The sequence below is a fragment of the Streptomyces sp. NPDC088350 genome (assembly GCF_044753545.1).
Lineage (GTDB): Bacteria > Actinomycetota > Actinomycetes > Streptomycetales > Streptomycetaceae > Streptomyces.
Genome location: NZ_JBIVNL010000015.1, coordinates 19,324 through 39,059, shown reverse-complemented (window position 1 = coordinate 39,059; position 19,736 = coordinate 19,324). Strand labels below are relative to the sequence as shown.

At 70.6% G+C, this 19,736-nt stretch carries 20 protein-coding genes and 1 pseudogene; 4 read left to right on the top strand and 17 right to left on the bottom strand.

Translation table 11 applies throughout. The features are described 5' to 3' along the window. Positions 1 to 36 precede the first annotated feature (36 nt). The 5 genes and pseudogenes from ACIQBL_RS40395 to ACIQBL_RS40375 form a co-directional block, all read right to left on the bottom strand. The gene (locus ACIQBL_RS40395) at positions 37 to 720 is read right to left on the bottom strand and encodes a lysophospholipid acyltransferase family protein (protein ID WP_401951746.1); all 684 of its coding nucleotides are present in this window, start codon (positions 718 to 720) and stop codon (positions 37 to 39) included. Continuing rightward, complete coding sequence (gene cmk / locus ACIQBL_RS40390; protein WP_401951743.1) at positions 678 to 1,373, bottom strand: (d)CMP kinase; 696 nt, start codon at positions 1,371 to 1,373, stop codon at positions 678 to 680. The genes ACIQBL_RS40395 and cmk overlap by 43 nt, the downstream gene beginning before the upstream one ends. A 271-nt stretch (positions 1,374 to 1,644) precedes the next feature. Next, positions 1,645 to 2,739 (bottom strand): prephenate dehydrogenase, encoded by a 1,095-nt coding sequence (locus ACIQBL_RS40385; protein ID WP_401951740.1) that lies wholly within the window; start codon positions 2,737 to 2,739, stop codon positions 1,645 to 1,647. After that, the gene (gene aroH / locus ACIQBL_RS40380) at positions 2,736 to 3,104 is read right to left on the bottom strand and encodes a chorismate mutase (protein ID WP_401951737.1); all 369 of its coding nucleotides are present in this window, start codon (positions 3,102 to 3,104) and stop codon (positions 2,736 to 2,738) included. The genes ACIQBL_RS40385 and aroH overlap by 4 nt, the downstream gene beginning before the upstream one ends. A gap of 97 nt (positions 3,105 to 3,201) precedes the next feature. Further along, a pseudogene (locus ACIQBL_RS40375) lies at positions 3,202 to 3,579 on the bottom strand (YidB family protein); the annotation flags it as partial. A 143-nt stretch (positions 3,580 to 3,722) separates the two neighbouring features. Between ACIQBL_RS40375 and ACIQBL_RS40370 the strand changes: the two are divergent. From ACIQBL_RS40370 to ACIQBL_RS40355, 4 genes are all read left to right on the top strand, one after another. Beyond that, positions 3,723 to 4,391, top strand: a complete 669-nt coding sequence (locus ACIQBL_RS40370; protein WP_401951734.1) for a hypothetical protein — start codon at positions 3,723 to 3,725, stop codon at positions 4,389 to 4,391. Positions 4,392 to 4,418: 27 nt separating this feature from the next. Beyond that, a complete protein-coding gene (locus ACIQBL_RS40365; protein WP_401951731.1) occupies positions 4,419 to 5,000 on the top strand; it encodes a DUF6529 family protein in 582 nt (193 codons plus the stop codon). A 65-nt stretch (positions 5,001 to 5,065) separates the two neighbouring features. Beyond that, complete coding sequence (locus ACIQBL_RS40360) at positions 5,066 to 5,479, top strand: Rieske (2Fe-2S) protein (RefSeq protein ID WP_401951728.1); 414 nt, start codon at positions 5,066 to 5,068, stop codon at positions 5,477 to 5,479. Positions 5,480 to 5,500: 21 nt separating this feature from the next. Next, positions 5,501 to 6,244, top strand: a complete 744-nt coding sequence (locus tag ACIQBL_RS40355) for a DNA polymerase beta superfamily protein (RefSeq protein ID WP_401951725.1) — start codon at positions 5,501 to 5,503, stop codon at positions 6,242 to 6,244. Here the strand turns inward: ACIQBL_RS40355 and ACIQBL_RS40350 are convergent. The 12 genes from ACIQBL_RS40350 to ACIQBL_RS40295 all read right to left on the bottom strand — a co-directional run bounded on the left by ACIQBL_RS40350 (position 6,170) and on the right by ACIQBL_RS40295 (position 19,584). After that, the gene (locus ACIQBL_RS40350; protein WP_401951722.1) at positions 6,170 to 6,919 is read right to left on the bottom strand and encodes a DNA polymerase beta superfamily protein; all 750 of its coding nucleotides are present in this window, start codon (positions 6,917 to 6,919) and stop codon (positions 6,170 to 6,172) included. The genes ACIQBL_RS40355 and ACIQBL_RS40350 overlap by 75 nt on opposite strands. A gap of 3 nt (positions 6,920 to 6,922) precedes the next feature. Continuing rightward, entirely contained in the window at positions 6,923 to 7,945 is a 1,023-nt protein-coding gene (locus tag ACIQBL_RS40345; RefSeq protein WP_401951720.1) for an ADP-ribosylglycohydrolase family protein, read from the bottom strand. Beyond that, complete coding sequence (locus tag ACIQBL_RS40340) at positions 7,942 to 8,670, bottom strand: NUDIX hydrolase (protein ID WP_401951717.1); 729 nt, start codon at positions 8,668 to 8,670, stop codon at positions 7,942 to 7,944. Before ACIQBL_RS40340 ends, ACIQBL_RS40345 begins: the two co-directional genes overlap by 4 nt. 130 nt (positions 8,671 to 8,800) lie before the next feature. Next, a complete protein-coding gene (locus ACIQBL_RS40335) occupies positions 8,801 to 9,985 on the bottom strand; it encodes a pseudouridine synthase (protein WP_200684018.1) in 1,185 nt (394 codons plus the stop codon). Then, positions 9,985 to 10,641: an SMC-Scp complex subunit ScpB gene (scpB, locus tag ACIQBL_RS40330; protein WP_401951715.1), complete on the bottom strand. Its 657-nt coding sequence runs from the start codon at positions 10,639 to 10,641 to the stop codon at positions 9,985 to 9,987. The genes ACIQBL_RS40335 and scpB overlap by 1 nt, the downstream gene beginning before the upstream one ends. Next, a complete protein-coding gene (locus ACIQBL_RS40325) occupies positions 10,638 to 11,603 on the bottom strand; it encodes a segregation and condensation protein A (protein ID WP_401951712.1) in 966 nt (321 codons plus the stop codon). Before ACIQBL_RS40325 ends, scpB begins: the two co-directional genes overlap by 4 nt. 18 nt (positions 11,604 to 11,621) lie before the next feature. Beyond that, on the bottom strand, positions 11,622 to 12,173 hold the full coding sequence (locus tag ACIQBL_RS40320; protein WP_401951709.1) for a hypothetical protein: 552 nt from the start codon (positions 12,171 to 12,173) through the stop codon (positions 11,622 to 11,624). Beyond that, positions 12,158 to 13,294: a ParA family protein gene (locus tag ACIQBL_RS40315; protein WP_078651701.1), complete on the bottom strand. Its 1,137-nt coding sequence runs from the start codon at positions 13,292 to 13,294 to the stop codon at positions 12,158 to 12,160. Before ACIQBL_RS40315 ends, ACIQBL_RS40320 begins: the two co-directional genes overlap by 16 nt. A gap of 402 nt (positions 13,295 to 13,696) precedes the next feature. Beyond that, positions 13,697 to 14,812, bottom strand: coding sequence for an alanine dehydrogenase (gene ald / locus ACIQBL_RS40310; RefSeq protein ID WP_401951706.1), 1,116 nt, complete (start codon positions 14,810 to 14,812; stop codon positions 13,697 to 13,699). Positions 14,813 to 14,954: 142 nt separating this feature from the next. Then, positions 14,955 to 17,021: a tetratricopeptide repeat protein gene (locus ACIQBL_RS40305; RefSeq protein ID WP_401951703.1), complete on the bottom strand. Its 2,067-nt coding sequence runs from the start codon at positions 17,019 to 17,021 to the stop codon at positions 14,955 to 14,957. 171 nt (positions 17,022 to 17,192) lie between these two features. Further along, on the bottom strand, positions 17,193 to 17,819 hold the full coding sequence (locus ACIQBL_RS40300; protein ID WP_401951701.1) for an NUDIX domain-containing protein: 627 nt from the start codon (positions 17,817 to 17,819) through the stop codon (positions 17,193 to 17,195). A 97-nt stretch (positions 17,820 to 17,916) separates the two neighbouring features. After that, a complete protein-coding gene (locus ACIQBL_RS40295; protein WP_401951698.1) occupies positions 17,917 to 19,584 on the bottom strand; it encodes a CTP synthase in 1,668 nt (555 codons plus the stop codon). Positions 19,585 to 19,736 lie beyond the last annotated feature (152 nt).

The window sequence follows — 19,736 nt, the reverse complement described above, 5'->3', positions numbered from 1 at the left end:
CCCCGGATTTCGGGTGATCCACTACTCAAGTGTCTCTTAGCGCCCGGTGAGGCGCCTGGCGTCGTCCAGGTGGGCGGCCAGCTGCTTCTGGATCCGCTCGGTCGCCTCGTCCAGCGCCTTGCGCGTACGGCGGCCGGAGCCGTCGCCCGCTTCGAACGGGTCGCCGAAGACGACGTCGACGCGGGAGCGCAGCGGGGGCAGCGCCTTTATCAGCCGTCCGCTCTTCTCGGCGGTGCCCAGCACGGCCACCGGCACGATCGGGGCGCCGCTGCGGACGGCGAAGTAGGCGAGTCCCGCGCGCAGCGAGGCGAAGTCGCCCTCGCCGCGGGTGCCCTCGGGGAAGATCCCGAGGACGCCGCCGGCCGCCAGGACGTCGAGCGCCCCGGTGATCGCCGTACGGTCGGCGATCGACCGGTCCACCTTCACCTGCCCGATGCGGAGCAGGAAGGGGTCCAGCGGACCGACGAACGCCTCTTTCTTGATCAGGAAGTGGGTCGGCCGGGGTGCCACGCCCATGACCATGGGCCCGTCGACGCCGTGGGAGTGGTTGACGGCGAGGATCACCGGACCGGCGGCAGGCACCTTCCAGGCGCCCAGCACGCGCGGCTTCCACAGCCCGTACATCAGGCCGACGCCGATGCGCCGCCCGACTTCGGCGCCCCGTTCGGATGCTCCGGTCACTTGGCGGCCCGCTTCTCCCCGACGAGGGTGACGACGCACTCGATGACCTGCTGGAGCGTGAGGTCGGAGGTGTCCACCTCGACCGCGTCGTCCGCCTTCGCGAGCGGCGAGGTCGTGCGCGAGGAGTCGGCCGCGTCCCGCTTCAGCAGCGCCTCGCGGGTGGCCTGTACGTCGGCGCCCTTCAGCTCGCCGCTGCGGCGGGCGGCACGCGCCTCCGGGGAGGCGGTGAGGAAGATCTTCAGATCGGCGTCGGGCAGCACGGTCGTACCGATGTCCCGCCCCTCCACCACGATCCCCTGCTCCGCCTCGGCGGCCAGCGAACGCTGCAGCTCGGTGATCCTGGCCCGCACCTCGGGCACCGCGCTCACCGCGCTGACCTTGGAGGTGACCTCCTGCGTACGGATCGGGCCGGCCACGTCCACGCCGTCGACACTGATCGTCGGGTTCGCCGGGTCGGTGCCCGAGACGATCTCCGCCTTGCCCGCCGCGTCGGCGATCGCGGTGGGGTCGGTGATGTCGATCCCGTTGGTCACCATCCACCAGGTGATCGCCCGGTACTGGGCGCCGGTGTCCAGATAGCTCAGCCCGAGCTGCGCGGCCACGGCCTTCGACGTGCTGGACTTGCCCGTGCCGGAGGGGCCGTCGATGGCGACAATCACTGCCGGGGCGGTCCGGGCGGCGCCGTTTTCCACGGGAGGACACCTTCCTGGTGCGGGGTGGTGAGCGGGGTGGGGGTGCGAGTGCGCCCCGGACAAGGTTACTGGGTTCGCGTCACTCGTCCGGCCGCCGCTCTTCTTGGGCACCTTTCGACGCAGGCCGACACAATCCAGCCCGTCCGGCGCCTTCCGAACGCGGGCCGGTATTTCTCAGCCCGTCCGGCGTTTGAGGACGAGGCCCCTTCAGGGCCGAAGCGGGGGCCTGGGGGCGCAGCCCCCAGAGGACGCCCGCCCCCACGCCGGGCACCTACTGCCGGATCGCCCACCCTCGCTCCCGCAACCCCGCCGTCAACACGGCCGCGGCCTTCGGCTCCACCATCAACTGCACAAGCCCCGCCTGCTGCCCCGTCGCATGCTCGATCCGCACATCCTCGATATTGACCCCCGCCATCCCCGCGTCCGCGAAGATCCGGGCCAGCTGCCCGGGCTGGTCGTCGATCAGCACAGCCACCACCTCGTAAACCCGCGGAGCGGACCCGTGCTTGCCGGGCACACGCACCTGCCCCGCGTTCCCCCGCCGCAGCACGTCCTCGATGCCGCCCGCACCCTCCCGGCGCTTGTCCTCGTCGGCGGACTGCAGCGCGCGCAACGCCCGCACCGTCTCCTCCAGGTCCCCGGCGACATCGGTGAGCAGGTCGGCGACCGGCCCCGGGTTCGCGGAGAGGATGTCGATCCACATGCGGGGGTCGGACGCGGCGATCCGGGTCACATCCCGGATCCCCTGCCCACACAGCCGTACGGCGGCTTCCTCCGCGTTCTCCAGCCGCGCGGCGACCATGCTGGACACCAGATGGGGCATGTGGGACACGAGAGCGACCGCACGGTCATGAGCGTCGGCATCCATGACAACCGGCACGGCACGGCAGTGCGAGACCAGCTCCAGGGCGAGGTTCAGCACCTCGGTGTCCGTGTCACGGGTGGGCGTCAGCACCCAGGGCCGCCCCTCGAAGAGGTCGCCGGTCGCGGCCAGCGGGCCCGACTTCTCGCGCCCGGACATGGGATGCGAGCCGATGTACCTGGACATCAGCGACGGGTCGAGGCCGAGCGCCTCCAGCTCCCGGCGCGGACCGCCCTTGACGCTGGCCACGTCGAGGTACCCGCGGGCCACACCCCGCCGCATCGCGTCGGCGAGCACCCCGGCCACCAGGGCGGGCGGCGCGGCGACGATCGCGAGGTCGACGGGCCCGTCCGGCGCCTCGTCGGTGCCGGCGCCGAGCGCGGCGGCCGTACGGGCCTGCTCGGGGTCGTGGTCGGCGAGGTGGACGACGACTCCGCGCGAGGCGAGGGCGAGCGCGGCGGACGTGCCGATGAGCCCGGTGCCGATGACGAGGGCGGTCCTCACTGGGCGATGTCCTTGCGCAGGGCAGCCGCCGCGCCGAGGTACACGTGCGCGATGTCGGCACGCGGCTTGTCGGACTCGATGTGCGCGAGTATGCGGACCACGCGGGGCATGGCGCCGGCGATGTCGAGTTCCTGCGCGCAGATCAGCGGCACGTCCGCGAAGGCGCTGCCGAGCTTGCGGGCGGCGGCGGCCGGGAAGTCGCTGTGCAGGTCGGGCGTGGCAGTGAACCAGACGCTGATCAGGTCGTCGGCGGTGAGGCCGTTCCGCTCCAGGACGGCGGTGAGCAGCGCTCCGACCTGCTCGTCCATGTGGCCGGCCTCGTCCCTGTCCAGTTGGACGGCGCCCCGGACCGCTCGTACCGCCACGGCTCTGCTCCTCGCTGATGTACAACCCGGCTCTTTGCACGACCAGCGTAGTCAGCCCGTCCCGCACGGGTGCCCGCCGCCCGCCCACCGAGACGGGTCACAAGGACTGCTGCCGAACCAGTTCCTCCAGCGAGGCGGCCTGAGGCAACTGTCCACCCGGGGTCAGCTTGTCGACGGCCTGAGGCAGCGCCTGCGCGAGCTCGGCCGCCGCGTGGTCCGGGGTGACGCCGGCCTGCTCGGCGACCTTCCGCAGGGTCTCGTCGGGCAGCGCCTGCTGGATCTGGGCGCCGGTGACGGACTGGTTCTGGCCGGTGCCGTCCCAGGAGTCCTTCTGTTCGGCCAGGCCGGACTTGGTGAGCATGTCCAGGAGCCCGCCCAGCGGATTGCTTCCGTTACCGCTGCCCTGACCGCCGGCGCCGCCGAGGGCCGAGAGCAGCGCGCCCAGGACGTTGCCGCCGGAGCCGCTCTGGCCGGTCGGGGCCGGCCTCGAACCCTGCCAATGTCACCTGAATCACCCTGTTCCGCTACTTGGGGTGAGATCATCCCGGTATGCCTCTTTACCCACGGCCCCGAGTCCGCTCTCATGGGCTGGTAGCTCGCCTCGGGGGAGGACAGTAGATGAAGCGTCCTGGACCACTGCTCACACTTCTGGCGGGCCTGGTGCTGGGCCTGTTCATGCTGACGCTCAACGCGACGTCCGGGACGAAGACCGCGTCGTCCTCGTACAGCGAGGCATCACCGTCGGCGTCACCGAAAAAATCGGCGAACGCGGCACCGACACCGACCGCAACCCCCAGCCGGACCCCGTCGAAGTCGCCCGTCACGAACGCCGGTTACGCAGGCCGCACCGACGACGACACCGCGTCGGTCGCCGTGTCCGTCCGTGACGGCAAGGCGGTCGCCTACTTCTGCGACGGCCGCTACAAGGAAGCCTGGCTGCGGGGACCCGTCAAGGACGACGGCAGCATGAGGCTCACCGCCCCGAACGGCGCCGTACTCGACGGCAGGATCGAGCAGGGCAAGAAGATCCACGGCACGGTCAAGGACGAGGGCCGGTCCTACGTCTTCACCGCCGACAAGGCCGTCAAGCCGTCCGGGCTGTGGCGCGCGACGGCCAAGGTGCGCGGCGCCAAGATCGACGGCGGCTGGATCGTGCTGCCGAACGGCCGCCAGACCGGCATCGTCACCCGCGACGGCAAGGCCGCCTCCGCACCGCGTATCGACCCGGAGACCGGCGCGGTCACGGTCGACGGACAGCAGCTCACGGCACAACCCGTCACCCCCTGACCCACCATCCGCCTCAGGGAGCCGATCATGACCGCCGACCCGAACGCCGCCACCCAGGCCTACCCCCCGCCCCCGCCACGCCACCGCGACAGCCCCGCCCGCTATCTGGTCCCGGCCCTCGTCGCCGCGGCCGTGGCCGTCGGCCTCGGCGTCTACGGCAAGGTCCACGACCCGGCGGGCACCGCCTTCAACCTCGCCGGTTTCAGCAGCACCGGCGCGGTGAAGTCCTGGCTCGCGACGACCGCGTTCTTCTTCGCCCTCGTCCAGGTCGTCTCGGCCTTCATGGTCTACGGCAAGCTGCCGGGCCCGAGTTGGTCGGCGACGCTGCACCGCTGGTCGGGGCGGATCGCGTTCCTGGTGGCGGTCCCGGTCGCGGTGCACTGCCTCTACGCGTTCGGCTACCAGACGTACTCGACACGCGTGATGTGGCATTCCCTCCTGGGGTGCGCGTTCTTCGGTGCCTTCAGTGCCAAGATGCTGCTGCTCCGCTCGGAGCGCCTGCCCGGCTGGCTGCTGCCGCTCGTCGGCGGACTGGTGTTCACCGCCCTCACCCTGCTCTGGCTGACATCCGCCCTCTGGTTCTTCCGCACCGTCGGAGTGACGACATGACCACCGTCGGAGTAGCGACATGACCACCGTCGTAGCGACTACACGACCCCCTTCGGAGTGACGACATGACCGACAGCTCGACGCGCCGCACGGTCCTCGCGACGGGTGCGGCCGCCGCGCTCGCGGCGGGATGCAGCAAGTACGGCAGCGGCAACGACTCCTCGGGCTCGTCGTCCGTGAAGGCGTCCGGCGGACAGGAGTTGGCGAAGACGTCCGACATCCCGGTCGGCGGCGGCAAGATCCTCAAGGCGCAGAAGATCGTGGTGACCCAGCCGACGAAGGACGAGTTCAAGGCCTTCTCGGCGATCTGCACCCACCAGGGCTGCACGGTGAGCGCCGTCGCGAACGGCACGATCAACTGCCCGTGCCACGGCAGCAGGTTCCACATCGCGGACGGTACGGTCGCGGGCGGCCCGGCACCGAAGGCGCTGCCGGCGGAGCAGATCACGGTGGAGGGAAATTCGATCCACCTGGCGTGAACCGCCGCGTACGCTCCGGGCATGCACCCCGAGGCCCTGGTCGGCGACCACACGATCTACTCCTGCGTGATGGGTTCGCGCGCCTTCGGCCTGGCGACGGACGGCAGCGACACGGACCGCCGGGGGGTGTTCGTGGCCCCCACCCCGCTCTTCTGGCGCTTCGAGAAGCCGCCGACGCATGTGGAGGGCCCGGCGGCGGAGCAGTTCAGCTGGGAGCTGGAGCGCTTCTGCGAACTGGCCCTGCGCGCCAACCCCAACATCCTGGAGTGCCTCCACTCCCCTCTCGTCGAGCACGTCGACGCCACGGGCCGCGAACTCCTCGCCCTGCGCGGCGCGTTCCTCTCCCGCAAGGTCCATGAGACGTTCACGCGCTACGCGTTGGGCCAGCGCAGGAAGCTGGAGGCCGACATCCGCACGCACGGCGCCCCGCGCTGGAAGCACGCGATGCACCTGCTCCGCCTCCTGATGAGCGCCCGCGACGTACTCCGCACGGGCACCCTGACGATCGACGTCGGCGACCGGCGCGCCCCCCTGCTGTCCGTCAAACGCGGCGAACTCCCTTGGCCCGAGGTCGAGTCCTGGATGACCCGCCTGGCCACGGAGACGGACGAGGCGGCCACCCGCACCCCCCTCCCGGCGGAGCCGGACCGGCACCGCGTGGAGGACTTCCTGATCCGGGTCCGGCGCGCGTCAGCTCTCCAGCCGGACCCGGACGACGAACTCGTGCAGGGCGTCGTATGTGCTCGGAGCGTCCGGCAGGGCTGACGCCCCCTGCGCGTCGTCCAACTCACCGTGCAGGCCCTCGACATCGGCCAGCACACGCGCGTGGTCGACGTCGGCACACCCGTGCTCCAGTTCCGCCTTCGCCGCGATCAGCTCCGGCAGATACGGAGGTGCGTCGACCTCGCCGAGAAGCGTGGGCAGATGGGCCTGCACCTCACCGCTGCGCATGAGATGGATACCGGTGAGCAGCACACGGAACGTGTAGAGCAGCGGCTTGAGTTCGCCGGTCTTCTCGAACAGCCGCCACTGGGTCGTGGCGAACCCCCGGTAGTGGTGGGCGTGATGGCTGGTGAGAACACCCGGTGCGAGCGCGGCCAACTCCCGGTGAGCGTCGGTGGTGTGCACCACGAGCGGGGACAACAGCTGCTCCAGCACATAACCGTTGCGCCGCAGCATCAGCCGTACGAACTTGCGCAGGTCGTGGGTGACGAGGTCCATCTCGACGCCGTCCCGCAACCACATCTTCGACCGTGTCTCGTCCGGCTCTCGCAGGCCGACGAGTTCGGCGGTCGGCAGCAGGTGCACACCCCTCAGGTCCACGTCCGAATCGCGGGACGGAAAGCCGTAGAGGTGCGCGCCGGAGACGGTGGCGAAGAGCAGCGGGTCGGGCTGCTCGGCCACCACGGGCTTGAGGTCGATGTCCAAGGCGTCGATCATCCCTCAAGCGTCCCAGAGTGCCCCCAGCCCCAGCAGCTCCCCCCGGTACTCGATCCGCTCGGCCCACTCCTCCGGCCACGCACTCTCCCCCAGATACGCCCCAGCGAACGCCCCCGTAAGACAGGCGATCGAGTCCGAGTCGCCGGACGTGCAGGCCGCGCGACGCAACGCGGTCACCGGTTCGTCCACGAAGAGGAGGAAGCACAACAGGCCGGTCGCCAGGGCCTCTTCGGCGATCCAGCCCGCGCCGGTGGCCAGGCACGGGTCGGTCTCGGGCGAGGGGGTCCGCAGGGCGTCCTGGAGGCGGCCCAGGATCTCCAGGCACTCGTCCCAGCCGCGCGCGATGAAGTGCTCGGGCGTGGGGTCCTGACTCCGCGTCCACAGGTCGCCCAGCCAGCGGTGGCGGTAGCGGGTGCGGTTCTCGACGGCGTACGACCGCAGCAGCCCGACCAGCCCGGTCGGCTCGGCGCCCTGCGCGAGCAGCCGCACGGCGTGCGCGGTGAGGTCGGACGCGGCGAGCGCGGTCGGGTGCCCATGGGTGAGCGCGGACTGCAACTGGGCCGCACCGGACCGCTGTTCGTCACTCAGCCCGGGGACGAGCCCGACCGGCGCGACCCGCATGTTGGCCCCGCAGCCCTTCGAACCGATCTGGCTGGCGTCCTGCCACAGCCGTTCGTCGGCCTCCAGCAGATCGCAGGCGACGAGGCACGTCCGGCCGGGGGCACGGTTGTTGTCCGGCGACCGGTACCAGTCCACGAACTCCTCGCGCACCGGCCGCTCCATCCGCTGGGGACCAAGCACCCCTCGATTCATGGCAGTTCGCAGTCCCCGCCCCAACGCCAGCGTCATCTGCGTGTCGTCGGTGACGATCGCCGGCCTCGGCAGCTCCATCTCCCGCCAGGGACCGCACTTGGCGAGGATGGCGGGCACGTCGTTGAACTCGGTCGGGAATCCGAGCGCGTCCCCGAGGGCGAGCCCCACCAGGGCTCCCGTGGCGGCACGCTTGCGGACGGTGGTCGTGGTCATGCGGGGCTTCCTTCCCGGGTCGGCCGGAGCAAGGGCGGGTACAGGGCGGTGGCGGTCCCGGCGCGGTACAGCGCGGCCGGCTTCCCACGGCCACCGGTCAACTTGGCGCCGCCCAGCACCGGTTCGACGAAACCCGGCGTCGCGAGCACCTTGCGGCGGAAGTTGGGGCGGTCCAACTCGGTGCCCCACACGGTCTCGTAGACCTGATGCAGCTCCCCCAGCGTGAACTCGGGCGGGCAGAAGGCGGTGGCGAGGCAGCTGTACTCCAGCTTGGCGCCCACCCGTTCGTGCGCGTCGGCCAGAATCCGGTCGTGGTCGAAGGCCAACGGCCCGAGCGAGTCGTACGGCAGCCAGCGGGCCTGCGCCGCGTCACTGCCCGCGCGCGGCTCGGGAGGGTCCGGCAGCAGTGCGGCGAAGGCGACGGTGACGACCCGCATCCGGGGGTCGCGGTCGGGCTCGCTGTAGGTGCGCAACTGCTCCAGATGCAGCCCGGAGACGTCCAACAGGCCGGTCTCCTCGGCGAGTTCACGCCGGGCGGCCGTCTCCGCGGACTCGTCGGGCGCCACGAAGCCGCCGGGCAACGCCCAGTGCCCGGCGTACGGCTCCTGTCCGCGCTCGACGAGCAGCACGTGCAGGGCGCCGGCGCGGATCGTGAGGACGGCGAGGTCGGCGGTGACGGCGAAAGGTTCGAAGGCGTACTTGTCGTAGGCCGGTGTTGCGGTCATGGTGATCCACCCCGTTAATAGTCAACTTGACTATAAAGAGTGATCGCGATGCCGCACAACCCCCACGACAGACGGAAACGAAACGGCCGGCCCCGGAGAACCCGGAACCGGCCGCACCCAAACCGTGTGCTTAGAGATCGACTTCCTGCATCAGCATGCCGACCTCGGTGTTCGACAGCCGTCGCAGCCACCCCGACTTCTGGTCGCCCAGGGTGATCGGGCCGAACGACACGCGGACCAGCTTGTCGACCGGGAAGCCGGCCTCCGCGAGCATGCGCCGCACGATGTGCTTGCGGCCCTCGTGGAGGGTCACCTCGACCAGGTAGTTCTTGCCGGTCTGCTCGACGACCCGGAAGTGGTCCGCGCGTGCGTACCCGTCCTCCAGCTGGATGCCGTCCTTCAGCTGCTTGCCCAGATCGCGCGGGATCGGGCCCACGATGTGCGCGAGGTAGGTCTTCTTCACTCCGTACTTCGGGTGGGTCAGCCGGTGCGCCAGCTCGCCGTGATTGGTGAGCAGGATCACACCCTCGGTCTCGGTGTCGAGCCGCCCGACGTGGAAAAGACGCGTCTCACGGTTGGTGACGTAGTCGCCGAGGCACTGCCGGCCCTCAGGGTCTTCCATCGTCGCGACGACACCGGCGGGCTTGTTCAGCGAGAAGAACTGGTACGACTGCGTCGCCACCGTCAGCCCGTCGACCTTGATCTCGTCGTGCTCGGGGTCGACCCGCAGCCCCTGCTCGACCACGATCTCGCCGTTGACCTCGACGCGGGACTGCTCGATCAGCTCCTCGCAGGAGCGCCGGGAGCCGTAGCCCGCGCGCGCGAGGACCTTCTGCAGCCGCTCGCCCTCCTGCTCGGCGCCCGGGAAGGTCTTGGGCGGCTTGATGTCCTTCTTGCCCGCGTACCGCTCCCGATTGCGCTCCTCGGCCCGCGCGTCGTACTCACGCGAGGTCGCCGGCGCCCAGCGCCCGCGTCCGGTGCCCTGGCCCTGCTTGGGGCCGCCCTTGGCACCGCCGCGCGCGGCGGCACCGCGCCCCGACTTGGGGCCTTCGTGGGATCCCGTGGGGCCTACGTCGTAGCGCCGCTCCTCGGGACGCGGCTTTCCGGCGCGCTTCGGCTTGTCGTCGCGGCCTCCCGCGCCCCTCGGCTGGGAGCCGCCCCCGCCGGCACCCCGGGAGTTGCCCGCGCCGGAGCCGCGACCGCCGCCGCCCCCACCGGAACCCCGGGGGTTGCCGCCCCCGCCGGTCCCGCGGGGGTTGCCGCGCCCGCCGCTCCTACCGCCGCCACCACTGCTGCCACTGCCACTGCTTCGCATCAAAGTTCCGTCGTCGTCGTTTCGTCTGCATCTGCATCCGGTGCATCCGGATCGAACGACGGGACCCCTTCCAGCGTCTCCGCCTCGATCGCCTCAGCCTCAGGGAGGAAGGGCGCGAGCTCCGGGAGCTCGTCCAGGCCGCGCAGGCCCATCCGCTCCAGAAAGTAGTTCGTCGTCACGTACAGGATCGCACCTGTTTCGGGTTCCGTGCCCGCCTCCTCGACCAGACCGCGCTGCAAGAGGGTGCGCATCACACCGTCGCAGTTGACTCCGCGGACCATAGAGACCCTGCTGCGGCTGACCGGCTGGCGGTACGCGACGACCGCCAGGGTCTCCAGCGCGGCCTGCGTGAGCCGGGCCTGCTGACCGTCCAGGACGAAGCCCTCGACGGCCGGCGCGAACTCCGGGCGGGAGTAGAAACGCCAGCCCCCGGCGATCAGCCGCAGCTCGAAACCCCGCCCCTGGACGGTGTACTCGTCGGCCAGCTCGCGCAACGCGTCCGCGATCCGCCGTTTGGGCCGCTGGAGTATTTTCGCGAGGTGTTCCTCGGTCGCGGGCTCGTCCACGACCATGAGGACGGCCTCCAGGGCGGGCTTGAGGTCGAGTTCCGCGACGGCGGACGGGCTCGCCGGTACGCCCGTGGTCTCCTCGCTCACGCCGACTCCTCCTTGGTCTCCTTGGGCACCTCGGGCGGCCGGTCGAACTCGTCCGTGACCACGGGCTCGCCCTCCCCCTCCCCGCCCGTCCAGCGCACGATCAGGTCCCCGAGCGCGGTCTCCTGGTCCAGCGCGACGGCCTTCTCCCGGTACAGCTCCAGAAGGGCCAGGAACCGCGCTACGACGGTCAGGGTGTCGTCGGTGTCGTCGACGAGCACGCTGAAGCTGGCCTCGCCGAGTTCCCGCAGCCGCGCGATCACGATCCCGGCCTGCTCCTGCACGCTGACGAGCGGCGCGTGGATGTGGTCGATGTACACCTGCGGCTTGGGTCTGGGCTGCATCGCCTTCACGGCGAGCCTGGCGAAGCCCTCCGGGCCGATCCGGATGACGACCTCGGGCAGCAGCTCGGCGTGGTGCGGTTCGAGCCCGACGGTACGGGGGTAGCGCCGGGCCTCCTCGTCGAGGCGCCGGTTGAAGATGTCGGCGATCTGCTTGTACGCCCGGTACTGCAGCAGCCGCGCGAACAGCAGGTCCCGGGCCTCCAGCAACGCCAGGTCGGCCTCGTCCTCGACCTCGGCGGAGGGCAGCAGCCGGGCCGCCTTCAGATCCAGCAGGGTCGCCGCGACGACGAGGAACTCGGTCGTCTGGTCCAGGTCCCAGTCGGGCCCCATCGCCCTGATGTGCGCCATGAACTCGTCGGTGACCTTGGACAGCGCCACCTCGGTCACATCGAGCTTGTGCTTCGAGATCAGCTGGAGGAGAAGGTCGAACGGCCCCTCGAAGTTGGCGAGCCGCACCTTGAAGACCCCGTCGTCGGGTTCTGCGGCGACTTCTTCCGCGACGTCCTCAACGACCACTTCTTCTACGACGGCCTCGGGCTCCGGAGCCGAACCCGGCCCCCTGCCCAGCGCACGCCGACGTCCGGCGGCTGCGCCGGCGGCGGGAGCGTCGTTCGAGGTCATGGCCCCCGCAGGCTACCGCTACCGCCCGCGAAGCCGGCGTACGAGAATGCTCGCGTCCCCGCGGGACTCCAGATCGGCCAGGACGACGGCGACCGCCTCGCGGACGATCCGGCCGCGGTCGACCGCGAGGCCGTGCTCGCCCCGGAGCATCAGGCGGGCGTGCTCCAGGTCGATGAGTTCCTCGGCGGACACGTACACGGTGATCTTCTCGTCGTGCCGCTCGCGCCCGGTGGGCCGGCGCTGGGCCTGCGCCCCCTGACGCTGCTTTCGAGGCTGGGCAGAACCTTCCTGCGCCCCCTGACGTCGCCCGGAGCCGTCCGCGGACCGGCTGCGGGACTCGCCGCCGTCCGCGTCCGCCGCTACATGCTCGGCGCCCGCGCCGTCACCGCCCTGGGCGGGTACGGACTGCGGGGCGTCCTCCCCGGCGGCGGTGCCGTCGCTCTCCCCCGCCGGAGCCGGCACCCGGGCCTCGCCGTTGGCCCGGCTCCTGGGGGTGGACGATTGGAGCGCCATCCCCCCTGTCGTACGGAACAGTTCGTCGGCCCCCGGCAGACTCACTCGGCGTGACACCGGGCGAGCACCTCCCTGGCGAGCTGGCGATAGGCGGCGGCACCGACGGAGTTGGAGGCGTACGTGGTGATCGGCTCACCGGCGACCGTGGTCTCCGGGAAGCGCACCGTGCGCCCGATGACCGTGTGGTAGACGTGGTCGTCGAAGGCCTCGACCACGCGCGCGAGCACCTCACGGCTGTGCACGGTGCGGGAGTCGTACATCGTGGCGAGGATCCCGTCGAGCTCCAACTCCGGGTTGAGGCGCTCCTGGACCTTCTCGATGGTCTCCGTCAGCAGCGCGACACCACGCAGCGCGAAGAACTCGCACTCCAGCGGCACGATCACCTTGTGAGCCGCCGTCAGGGCGTTCACGGTGAGCAGGCCGAGTGAGGGCTGACAGTCGATCACGATGTAGTCGTAGTCGGCCATCAGCGGCTTCAACGCCCGCTGCAGGGTGGACTCGCGCGCGACCTCGCTCACCAACTGCACTTCGGCGGCCGACAAGTCGATGTTGCTGGGCAGCAAGTCCATGTTCGGGACAGCTGTCTTGAGCAGCACCTCGTCGGCCGACATGCCCCGCTCCATGAGCAGGTTGTAGACGGTGAGGTCCAACTCCATGGGATTGACGCCCAGTCCGACCGACAGCGCGCCCTGCGGGTCGAAGTCGACGAGCAGTACCCGCCGGCCGTACTCCGCGAGCGCGGCACCCAGGTTGATGGTCGACGTGGTCTTGCCGACGCCGCCCTTCTGGTTGCACATCGCGACGATCGTCGCGGGGCCGTGACTGGTCAGCGGGCCCGGAATCGGGAAGTACGGGAGCGGGCGTCCGGTCGGGCCCACGCGCTCGCGGCGCTGGCGGGCCGCGTCGGGCGCGAGTGTGGCCGCGTACTCGGGATCGGGCTCGTACTCGGCGTCGGGGTCGTAGAAGTGCCCGTCGGGCAGTTCGTCGTAGTCGGCGAAATGGTTGTGGGGCGCGCCCCTTCCGTCGCCGGCCATGGCGTTCACGTGATGGCCATCCATGCTCTGGTGTGCTGGCTGAGTCACCCCTGGCTTCTGGTGACCCTGGTGGGCTGCGAAGGTTCGCACCGCAACGGAGCCGACAGCCTCGAACCCCGCGGGCTCCTGGCCCCTTGCAGGCATTCCTGGTTGACCACCCCCGGGAGAAAATGTCGACTCATTCACAAGTCGTCTTACCTCCTTGGTGACCAGGGAACTTCTCGATAGGTCAGCGTGGCACCATGCCGACGGATGGCGACTCTATGGCGTGTCGGGTGTTCGCAGCAACACAATCCGCCGGACCCGGCCCGATGTGTCGGCAATGAAACATCCCTCTGTCAAGGGCGTACGGCGGTCGCACGGCGGGTTTCACCGGTGCACGAATCGGTTCAAGGGTTACGTTCGGCGCGAGTTGGCCGAGTGCCGCAAAGTGACCATACACACACTTCCGGCCGGACCCGTCGAGCAAGGTCCGGCCGGGCGCGCTGTGTTGACGACCTGTGTTGACGTATCGCCTTTTGCTGAACGGTGACTTAGTCGACAGAGTCAGCCGAGCAGCGATTCCAGCTCGACGTGCTCCAGTCCGTGCGCCTCGGCGACCTCGCGGTAAATCACCTTGCCGTCATGGGTGTTGAGCCCCTTGGCGAGAGCAGGATCACGTCGCAGCGCCTCGGCCCAGCCGCGGTCGGCGAGTTCCACGATGTACGGCAGCGTGGCGTTGGTGAGCGCGTAGGTGGACGTGTTGGGCACCGCGCCGGGCATGTTGGCGACGCAGTAGAAGACCGAGTTGTGGACCGGGAAGGTCGGCTCGGCGTGGGTGGTCGGACGCGAGTCCTCGAAGCAGCCGCCCTGGTCGATCGCGATGTCGACAAGCACACTTCCGGGCTTCATCCGCGACACGAGTTCGTTGGTGACGAGCTTCGGTGCCTTGGCGCCCGGGATGAGCACCGCGCCGATGACGAGGTCGGCGTCCAGGACTGCCTTCTCCAGCTCGAACGAGTTGGACATGATCGCCCGGACCTTGGTGCCGAAGACCTTGTCGGCCTCGCGGAGCTTGTTGATGTCGCGGTCGAGCAGCGTGACGTGGAAGCCCATGCCGACGGCGATCTGCGTCGCGTTCCAGCCGGAGACACCGCCGCCGATGACGACGGCCCGCGCGGGCTGGGTGCCGGGGACACCGCCGGGCAGCACACCGCGGCCACCGACCGAGCGCATCAGGTGATAGGCGCCGACCTGCGGGGCGAGACGGCCCGCGACCTCGGACATCGGGGCGAGCAGCGGCAGGGCGCGGCCGGGCAGCTCGACGGTCTCGTAGGCGATCGCGGTGGTACCGGACTCGACGAGCGCGTCGGTGCACTCCTTGGAGGCGGCCAGATGCAGGTACGTGAAGAGCGTCTGGTCCTTGCGGAGGCGGTGGTACTCCTCGGCGATGGGCTCCTTGACCTTGAGCAGCAGGTCGGCGGTGGCCCAGACCTCGTCGGCGGTGGCGAGGATCTTCGCGCCCGCCGCCACGTACTCGTCGTCCGTGATCGAGGAGCCGACGCCGGCGTTCTGCTCGATGAGGACCTGGTGGCCGTGGCGCACCAGCTCGTGCACGCCGGCGGGGGTGATGGCCACCCGGAACTCGTTGTTCTTGACCTCGCGGGGGATGCCGACCTTCACGTGGATCACGGTCCTTGACTCAGAGGATGTGGGGCAATACATCTCATACCCGGACATGCGTGAGCGCACCGGGAGACCGCAGGAGAAGGTGCGGCAGAGCCAGTTTAATGAAGGCGTTCTCGGTGTCTAGCCTTTCAATGCATCAATCTTCAGCGGATGTACTACGGATTTCGCAGGCGTTAGCGTCATGTTCCAGGGATTCAGGGGCCGGATCACCCTCCTGGAGCTCCTCGCCCAGCATCCGCTCGGCCGTCCCGCGGTGCAGCGCGGCGGACGCCGGATCGCCCAGCCGGTCGAGGGTGTCGGCCAGCCGCAGCTGCAACGCCGCCTGCAGCCGTACGTCCTCCGCGCGGCGCGCCCACTCCACGGCCTCGTGACAGGTCAGCAGCGACTCCTCGGGGCGGCCGGCGTACTCCTGGACCCGCGCCAGCTCGCTCAACGCCCGTGCCTGGGCGGGCACATCACCGTTCTTGCGGTACCCGGCGACGGCGGCCCGCCAGTTCCGCAGCGCCTCGCCGTAGCGGCCCGCGTAGGTGTGCGCGGCGGCGATCCGGCCATAGAGCCGGGCGGCCTCCGCGCGCTCGTCCCGGGCGAGCCGCTGGGCCAGCGCGCGGCCGAACCAGTCGGCGGCCCGGTCGTAGTCGCCGAGCTCCTGGTGCGCGCCGCCTACGGATTCCATCGCGCGTCCGGTCGCATACGGGTCATTCGCTTCGCGTCCGGCGTCCAGAGCGGCCCGGTAGCGGGCCAGCGCCTCGGTCGTACGGCCGGTCTGCGCGTCCAGATCGGCGAGGTTCAGCAGCGCGGCGGCCTTCTCGCGGGGCAGGTTCCGCCGCTCGGCCACGTCGAGGACGAGGCGGTGGACGCCGTAGAGCTCGGGGGCGGCGGCCTGGGTGCCGAAGTGGGCGACCATCGCGCGCACCAGCTGGGACATCAACCGGCGGGCCAGCGTGTCGAGTTCGCCGTCGGCGACCGCGAGCCGGGCGGAGGCCAGCAGGGCGGGCTGGCGGACGCGGAGCCAGTCGGCGGCGGCCCGGGGGTTCGGGAAGCGCAGCGCGCTGGGCATGCCGAGGAGTTTTTCGCGGGCCTGGGGGCTGTCGGTCTCGGTGATGGCCCGGCAGGACTGGAGCAGCCGTACGGTCCGCTCCAGCATCCGGGCGCGGGCCAGTTGGAGTTCGGCCGGGCGGTCCTGGGTCTCGGCGAGGGCGTGCAGGAGGGGCTGGAGGCAGCCGGGGACCTCGTACTGCGGCAGCGGCGAGTCCAGGGACCGCAGCAGGCCCGCGGTGACGAAGTCGTCCAGGGTGGCGCGGGCGCCGTTGACGGAGCAGCCGGCGAGCGCGGAGGCGGTCTGCGGGTCGACCAGGCCGGCCGGGGCGAGGGAGAGCAGTCGCAGTATCCGGGCGGCGGGGCTGGGCAGCGAGCCGTAGACGAGCCGGAAGACGCGGCTGAGCGGGGTGCCCTCGTCGCTCTCGGCGTGCAGGTGCTTGGCGAGGTCGGCGACGGCCGCCTGCGGGCGGGCGGCGAGCCAGCCGCCGGCCAGGGTCAGCGCGGCGGGCTGGGCCCGGCACACCTCGACGAGGCCCTCGGCGGCGAGCGGGTCGACGGTGATGCGGACCGCGCCGGTGTAGCGGGTGAGCAGTTCCAGCGCGGACTTGGTGTCGAGGCCGCCCAGGGTGCAGGGGCGGACGTCCGCGATGCCGGTGAGCGGGCCGCCGGAGACGGCGACGACCAGGCAGTCCGGGGTGTCCGGAAGGAGCGCGTCGACCTGTTCGGCATCGGCCGCGTCGTCGAGCAGGAGCAGCGCGCGCCGGTCGGCGAGGGCGTCGCGCAGGATGTCCGAGAGGTCGTCCTCGGAGGCGCCGGCCGGGGTCGGCAGCTCCAGGGCGGTGAGCAGGTCGCGGGCGGTGCGCTCGGTGGGGACGGGGGTGCCGTCGGGTTCGCTGAGCCGCGCCCGGAGCACTCCGTGGTCGTAACGGTCAGCGACCTGCCGGACGAGTTCCTCGGCGAGCGCGCTGCGGCCCGAGCCGGGCTTGCCCGCGATGAGCAGGACGCGTGCGCGGGGGGCCTTGCGGCCGGCGATGGTGTCCAGGCCCGCGCGCTCGATGTCGGCGCGCAGCTCCTTCAACTCTCTTGCCCTGCCCAGGAATTGGCCCTCGGCAGAAGTGTCCTCGGACAGCCGCACGCCGCCTGTGTCCACCGCCTGATCCGTCACGGGCCACACTCCCGTCCCACTGCACGCGCATAGCCCGCCGGGACTCCGGATCGGGTGATTCCAGAGCCTAGTTCACGCTCTGCGACGAACCGTGCGGAGCGCGGCGGGCACATCCCCCGATCGGATCAGCCGATCGTCACACTGGCGATCGATGGCAAGGAGAGACCGGCTTCAGGACTCGAAGGGACGCGCGGGCCACGGCGCCTCGGCGGGGCGCAGCGCGTCGAGGCCGTCGCCGTGCCGGGCGGCGACCACGGAGAGGACGCCGACGGCGAGGCAGTTGTTGTGCAGCTCGCCGGCGAGGACCCCGCGGACCAGGTCGTCGAGGGGCACACGCGCGTGCTCCATGTCGGCCTCCTCGTCCTCGACCTCGAAGCGCGCTCCGTCGGCCTCGGACAGCTCGCGGGCCAGGAAGACGCGGATGGCCTCGTCGCAGCCGCCGGGCGTGGTGTAGACGTCGGTCAGCACCCGCCAGTCCTCGGCCTTGACGTGCGCTTCTTCGTACAGCTCGCGCTGGGCGGCGTGCAGCGGGTTCTCGCCGGGGATGTCGAGCAGTCCGGCCGGGATCTCCCACAGCTTCTGCCGCACGGGGTGGCGGTACTGCTTGATGACCAGCACCCGGTCCTGCTCGTCGAGGGCGAGGACGGCCACGGAGCCGGGGTGGACCTGGTAGTCGCGGTGCACGACCGCGCCGCCGGGCATGACCACGTCGTCGGTGCGCACGGAGGTCTTGTTGCCGACGAAGGGGGTCGTGGTCGCCCGGATCTCCCACTCCTCCGGGGTGTCCTTGATGGTCATGCGCTGTCCCTCCACACGTACACGAACCTGACGTACAAAACGGCCGGGGTGCGCACCTCTTGAAGGCGCGCACCCCGGTCACCGTACAACCCTCGTACTACTTGCCCGTCTTGCGTGCCACGGCCGCCTTGACCAGGCCCGCGAAGAGCGGGTGCGGCCGGGTCGGGCGGGAGCGCAGCTCGGGGTGGGCCTGGGTCGCGACGAGGTAGGGGTGCACCTCGCGCGGGTACTCGACGTACTCGACGAGCTTGCCGTCCGGGGAGGTGCCGGAGAACTGGAGACCGGCCTTCTTCTCCAGCTCGGCGCGGTAGGCGTTGTTCACCTCGTAGCGGTGGCGGTGGCGCTCCTCGACGTACTCCTTGCCGTCGTACACCTCGCGCACGATCGAGCCCTCGGCGAGCTTGGCCGGGTACATGCCCAGGCGCATCGTGCCGCCCATGTCGCCGTCGCCGGCGACGATGTCGAGCTGCTCGGCCATGGTGGAGATGACCGGGTGGCCGGTGGCCGCGTCGAACTCGGTGGAGTTGGCGTCCTCGATGCCGGCCAGGTTGCGCGCGGCCTCGATCACGATGCACTGGAGGCCCAGGCAGAGGCCGAGCAGCGGGATCTTGTGCTCGCGGGCGTACTGGATGGCGCCGACCTTGCCGGACACACCGCGGTCGCCGAAGCCGCCGGGGATGCAGATCGCGTCCACGTCGGCGAGCTGCTTGGCGGCGCCCGCCGGGGTCTTGCAGTCGTCCGAGGTGACCCACTTGATCTTCACGCGGGCCTTGTTGGCGAACCCGCCGGCGCGCAGGGCCTCGGTGACCGAGAGGTAGGCGTCGGGCAGGTCGATGTACTTGCCGACCAGCGCGAGGTTGATCTCGTGCAGCGGGTTGTGGACGCGGTCGAGCAGGTCGTCCCAGGTCGTCCAGTCCACGTCGCGGAACGGGAGGTCCAGCTTGCGGACGACATAGGCGTCCAGGCCCTCGGTGTGCACGGTCTTCGGGATGTCGTAGATCGAGCGGGCGTCGGGGCAGGCGACCACGGCGGCCTCGTCGACGTCGCACATCAGCGAGATCTTGCGCTTGATCGCGGTCGGCACCTCGCGGTCCGAGCGGAGCACGATCGCGTCCGGCTGGATACCGATGTTGCGCAGGGCCGCGACCGAGTGCTGGGTGGGCTTCGTCTTCAGCTCTCCCGAGGGGCCGATGTACGGCAGGAGCGAGATGTGGACCACGAACACGTTGTCCCGGCCGACCTCGTGGCGGACCTGCCGGACCGTCTCCAGGAACGGCAGCGACTCGATGTCGCCGACCGTGCCGCCGACCTCGGTGATGACGACGTCGACCTCGTCGGTCGCCATGCGCCGGATGCGGTGCTTGATCTCGTTGGTGATGTGCGGGATGACCTGCACGGTGTCGCCGAGGTACTCGCCGCGCCGCTCCTTGGCGATGACCGTCGAGTAGACCTGGCCGGTGGTGACGTTGGCGCTGCCGTCCAGGTCGCGGTCGAGGAACCGCTCGTAGTGGCCGATGTCCAGGTCGGTCTCGGCGCCGTCGTTGGTGACGAAGACCTCACCGTGCTGGAAGGGGTTCATCGTGCCGGGGTCGACGTTCAGATACGGGTCGAGCTTCTGCATCACGACGCGCAGGCCCCGCGCCTTGAGGAGCATGCCGAGGCTGGAGGCGGTGAGGCCCTTGCCGAGTGAGGAGGCGACACCCCCGGTGACGAAGATGTGCTTGGTCGTCGTGGCTGTGCTATTTCGAAAAACAGCGGGTGTCATGGCCAAGAGGGGGCTCCCGTGGTCGCGGTTCGAGTTGCGGTCGGGGGTTTTGTGCCCACCGGTCCACGGGCTACCAGGGTATCAGCGCCCGGACGAGATGGCTTCCGGCCACGCTCCGCACTCACGCCGACACACAGGTCACTCGCGTCGAC

Coding starts and splice junctions, on each gene's coding strand:
- ACIQBL_RS40370 (WP_401951734.1), top strand. CDS start 3,723: ATGAAGCGTCCTGGACCACTGCTCACACTTCTGGCGGGCCTGGTGCTG.
- ACIQBL_RS40365 (WP_401951731.1), top strand. CDS start 4,419: ATGACCGCCGACCCGAACGCCGCCACCCAGGCCTACCCCCCGCCCCCG.
- ACIQBL_RS40360 (WP_401951728.1), top strand. CDS start 5,066: ATGACCGACAGCTCGACGCGCCGCACGGTCCTCGCGACGGGTGCGGCC.
- ACIQBL_RS40355 (WP_401951725.1), top strand. CDS start 5,501: ATGCACCCCGAGGCCCTGGTCGGCGACCACACGATCTACTCCTGCGTG.
- ACIQBL_RS40350 (WP_401951722.1), bottom strand. CDS start 6,919: ATGATCGACGCCTTGGACATCGACCTCAAGCCCGTGGTGGCCGAGCAG.
- ACIQBL_RS40345 (WP_401951720.1), bottom strand. CDS start 7,945: ATGACCACGACCACCGTCCGCAAGCGTGCCGCCACGGGAGCCCTGGTG.
- ACIQBL_RS40340 (WP_401951717.1), bottom strand. CDS start 8,670: ATGACCGCAACACCGGCCTACGACAAGTACGCCTTCGAACCTTTCGCC.
- ACIQBL_RS40335 (WP_200684018.1), bottom strand. CDS start 9,985: ATGCGAAGCAGTGGCAGTGGCAGCAGTGGTGGCGGCGGTAGGAGCGGC.
- ACIQBL_RS40325 (WP_401951712.1), bottom strand. CDS start 11,603: ATGACCTCGAACGACGCTCCCGCCGCCGGCGCAGCCGCCGGACGTCGG.
- ACIQBL_RS40315 (WP_078651701.1), bottom strand. CDS start 13,294: ATGCCTGCAAGGGGCCAGGAGCCCGCGGGGTTCGAGGCTGTCGGCTCC.
- ACIQBL_RS40300 (WP_401951701.1), bottom strand. CDS start 17,819: ATGACCATCAAGGACACCCCGGAGGAGTGGGAGATCCGGGCGACCACG.
- ACIQBL_RS40295 (WP_401951698.1), bottom strand. CDS start 19,584: ATGACACCCGCTGTTTTTCGAAATAGCACAGCCACGACGACCAAGCAC.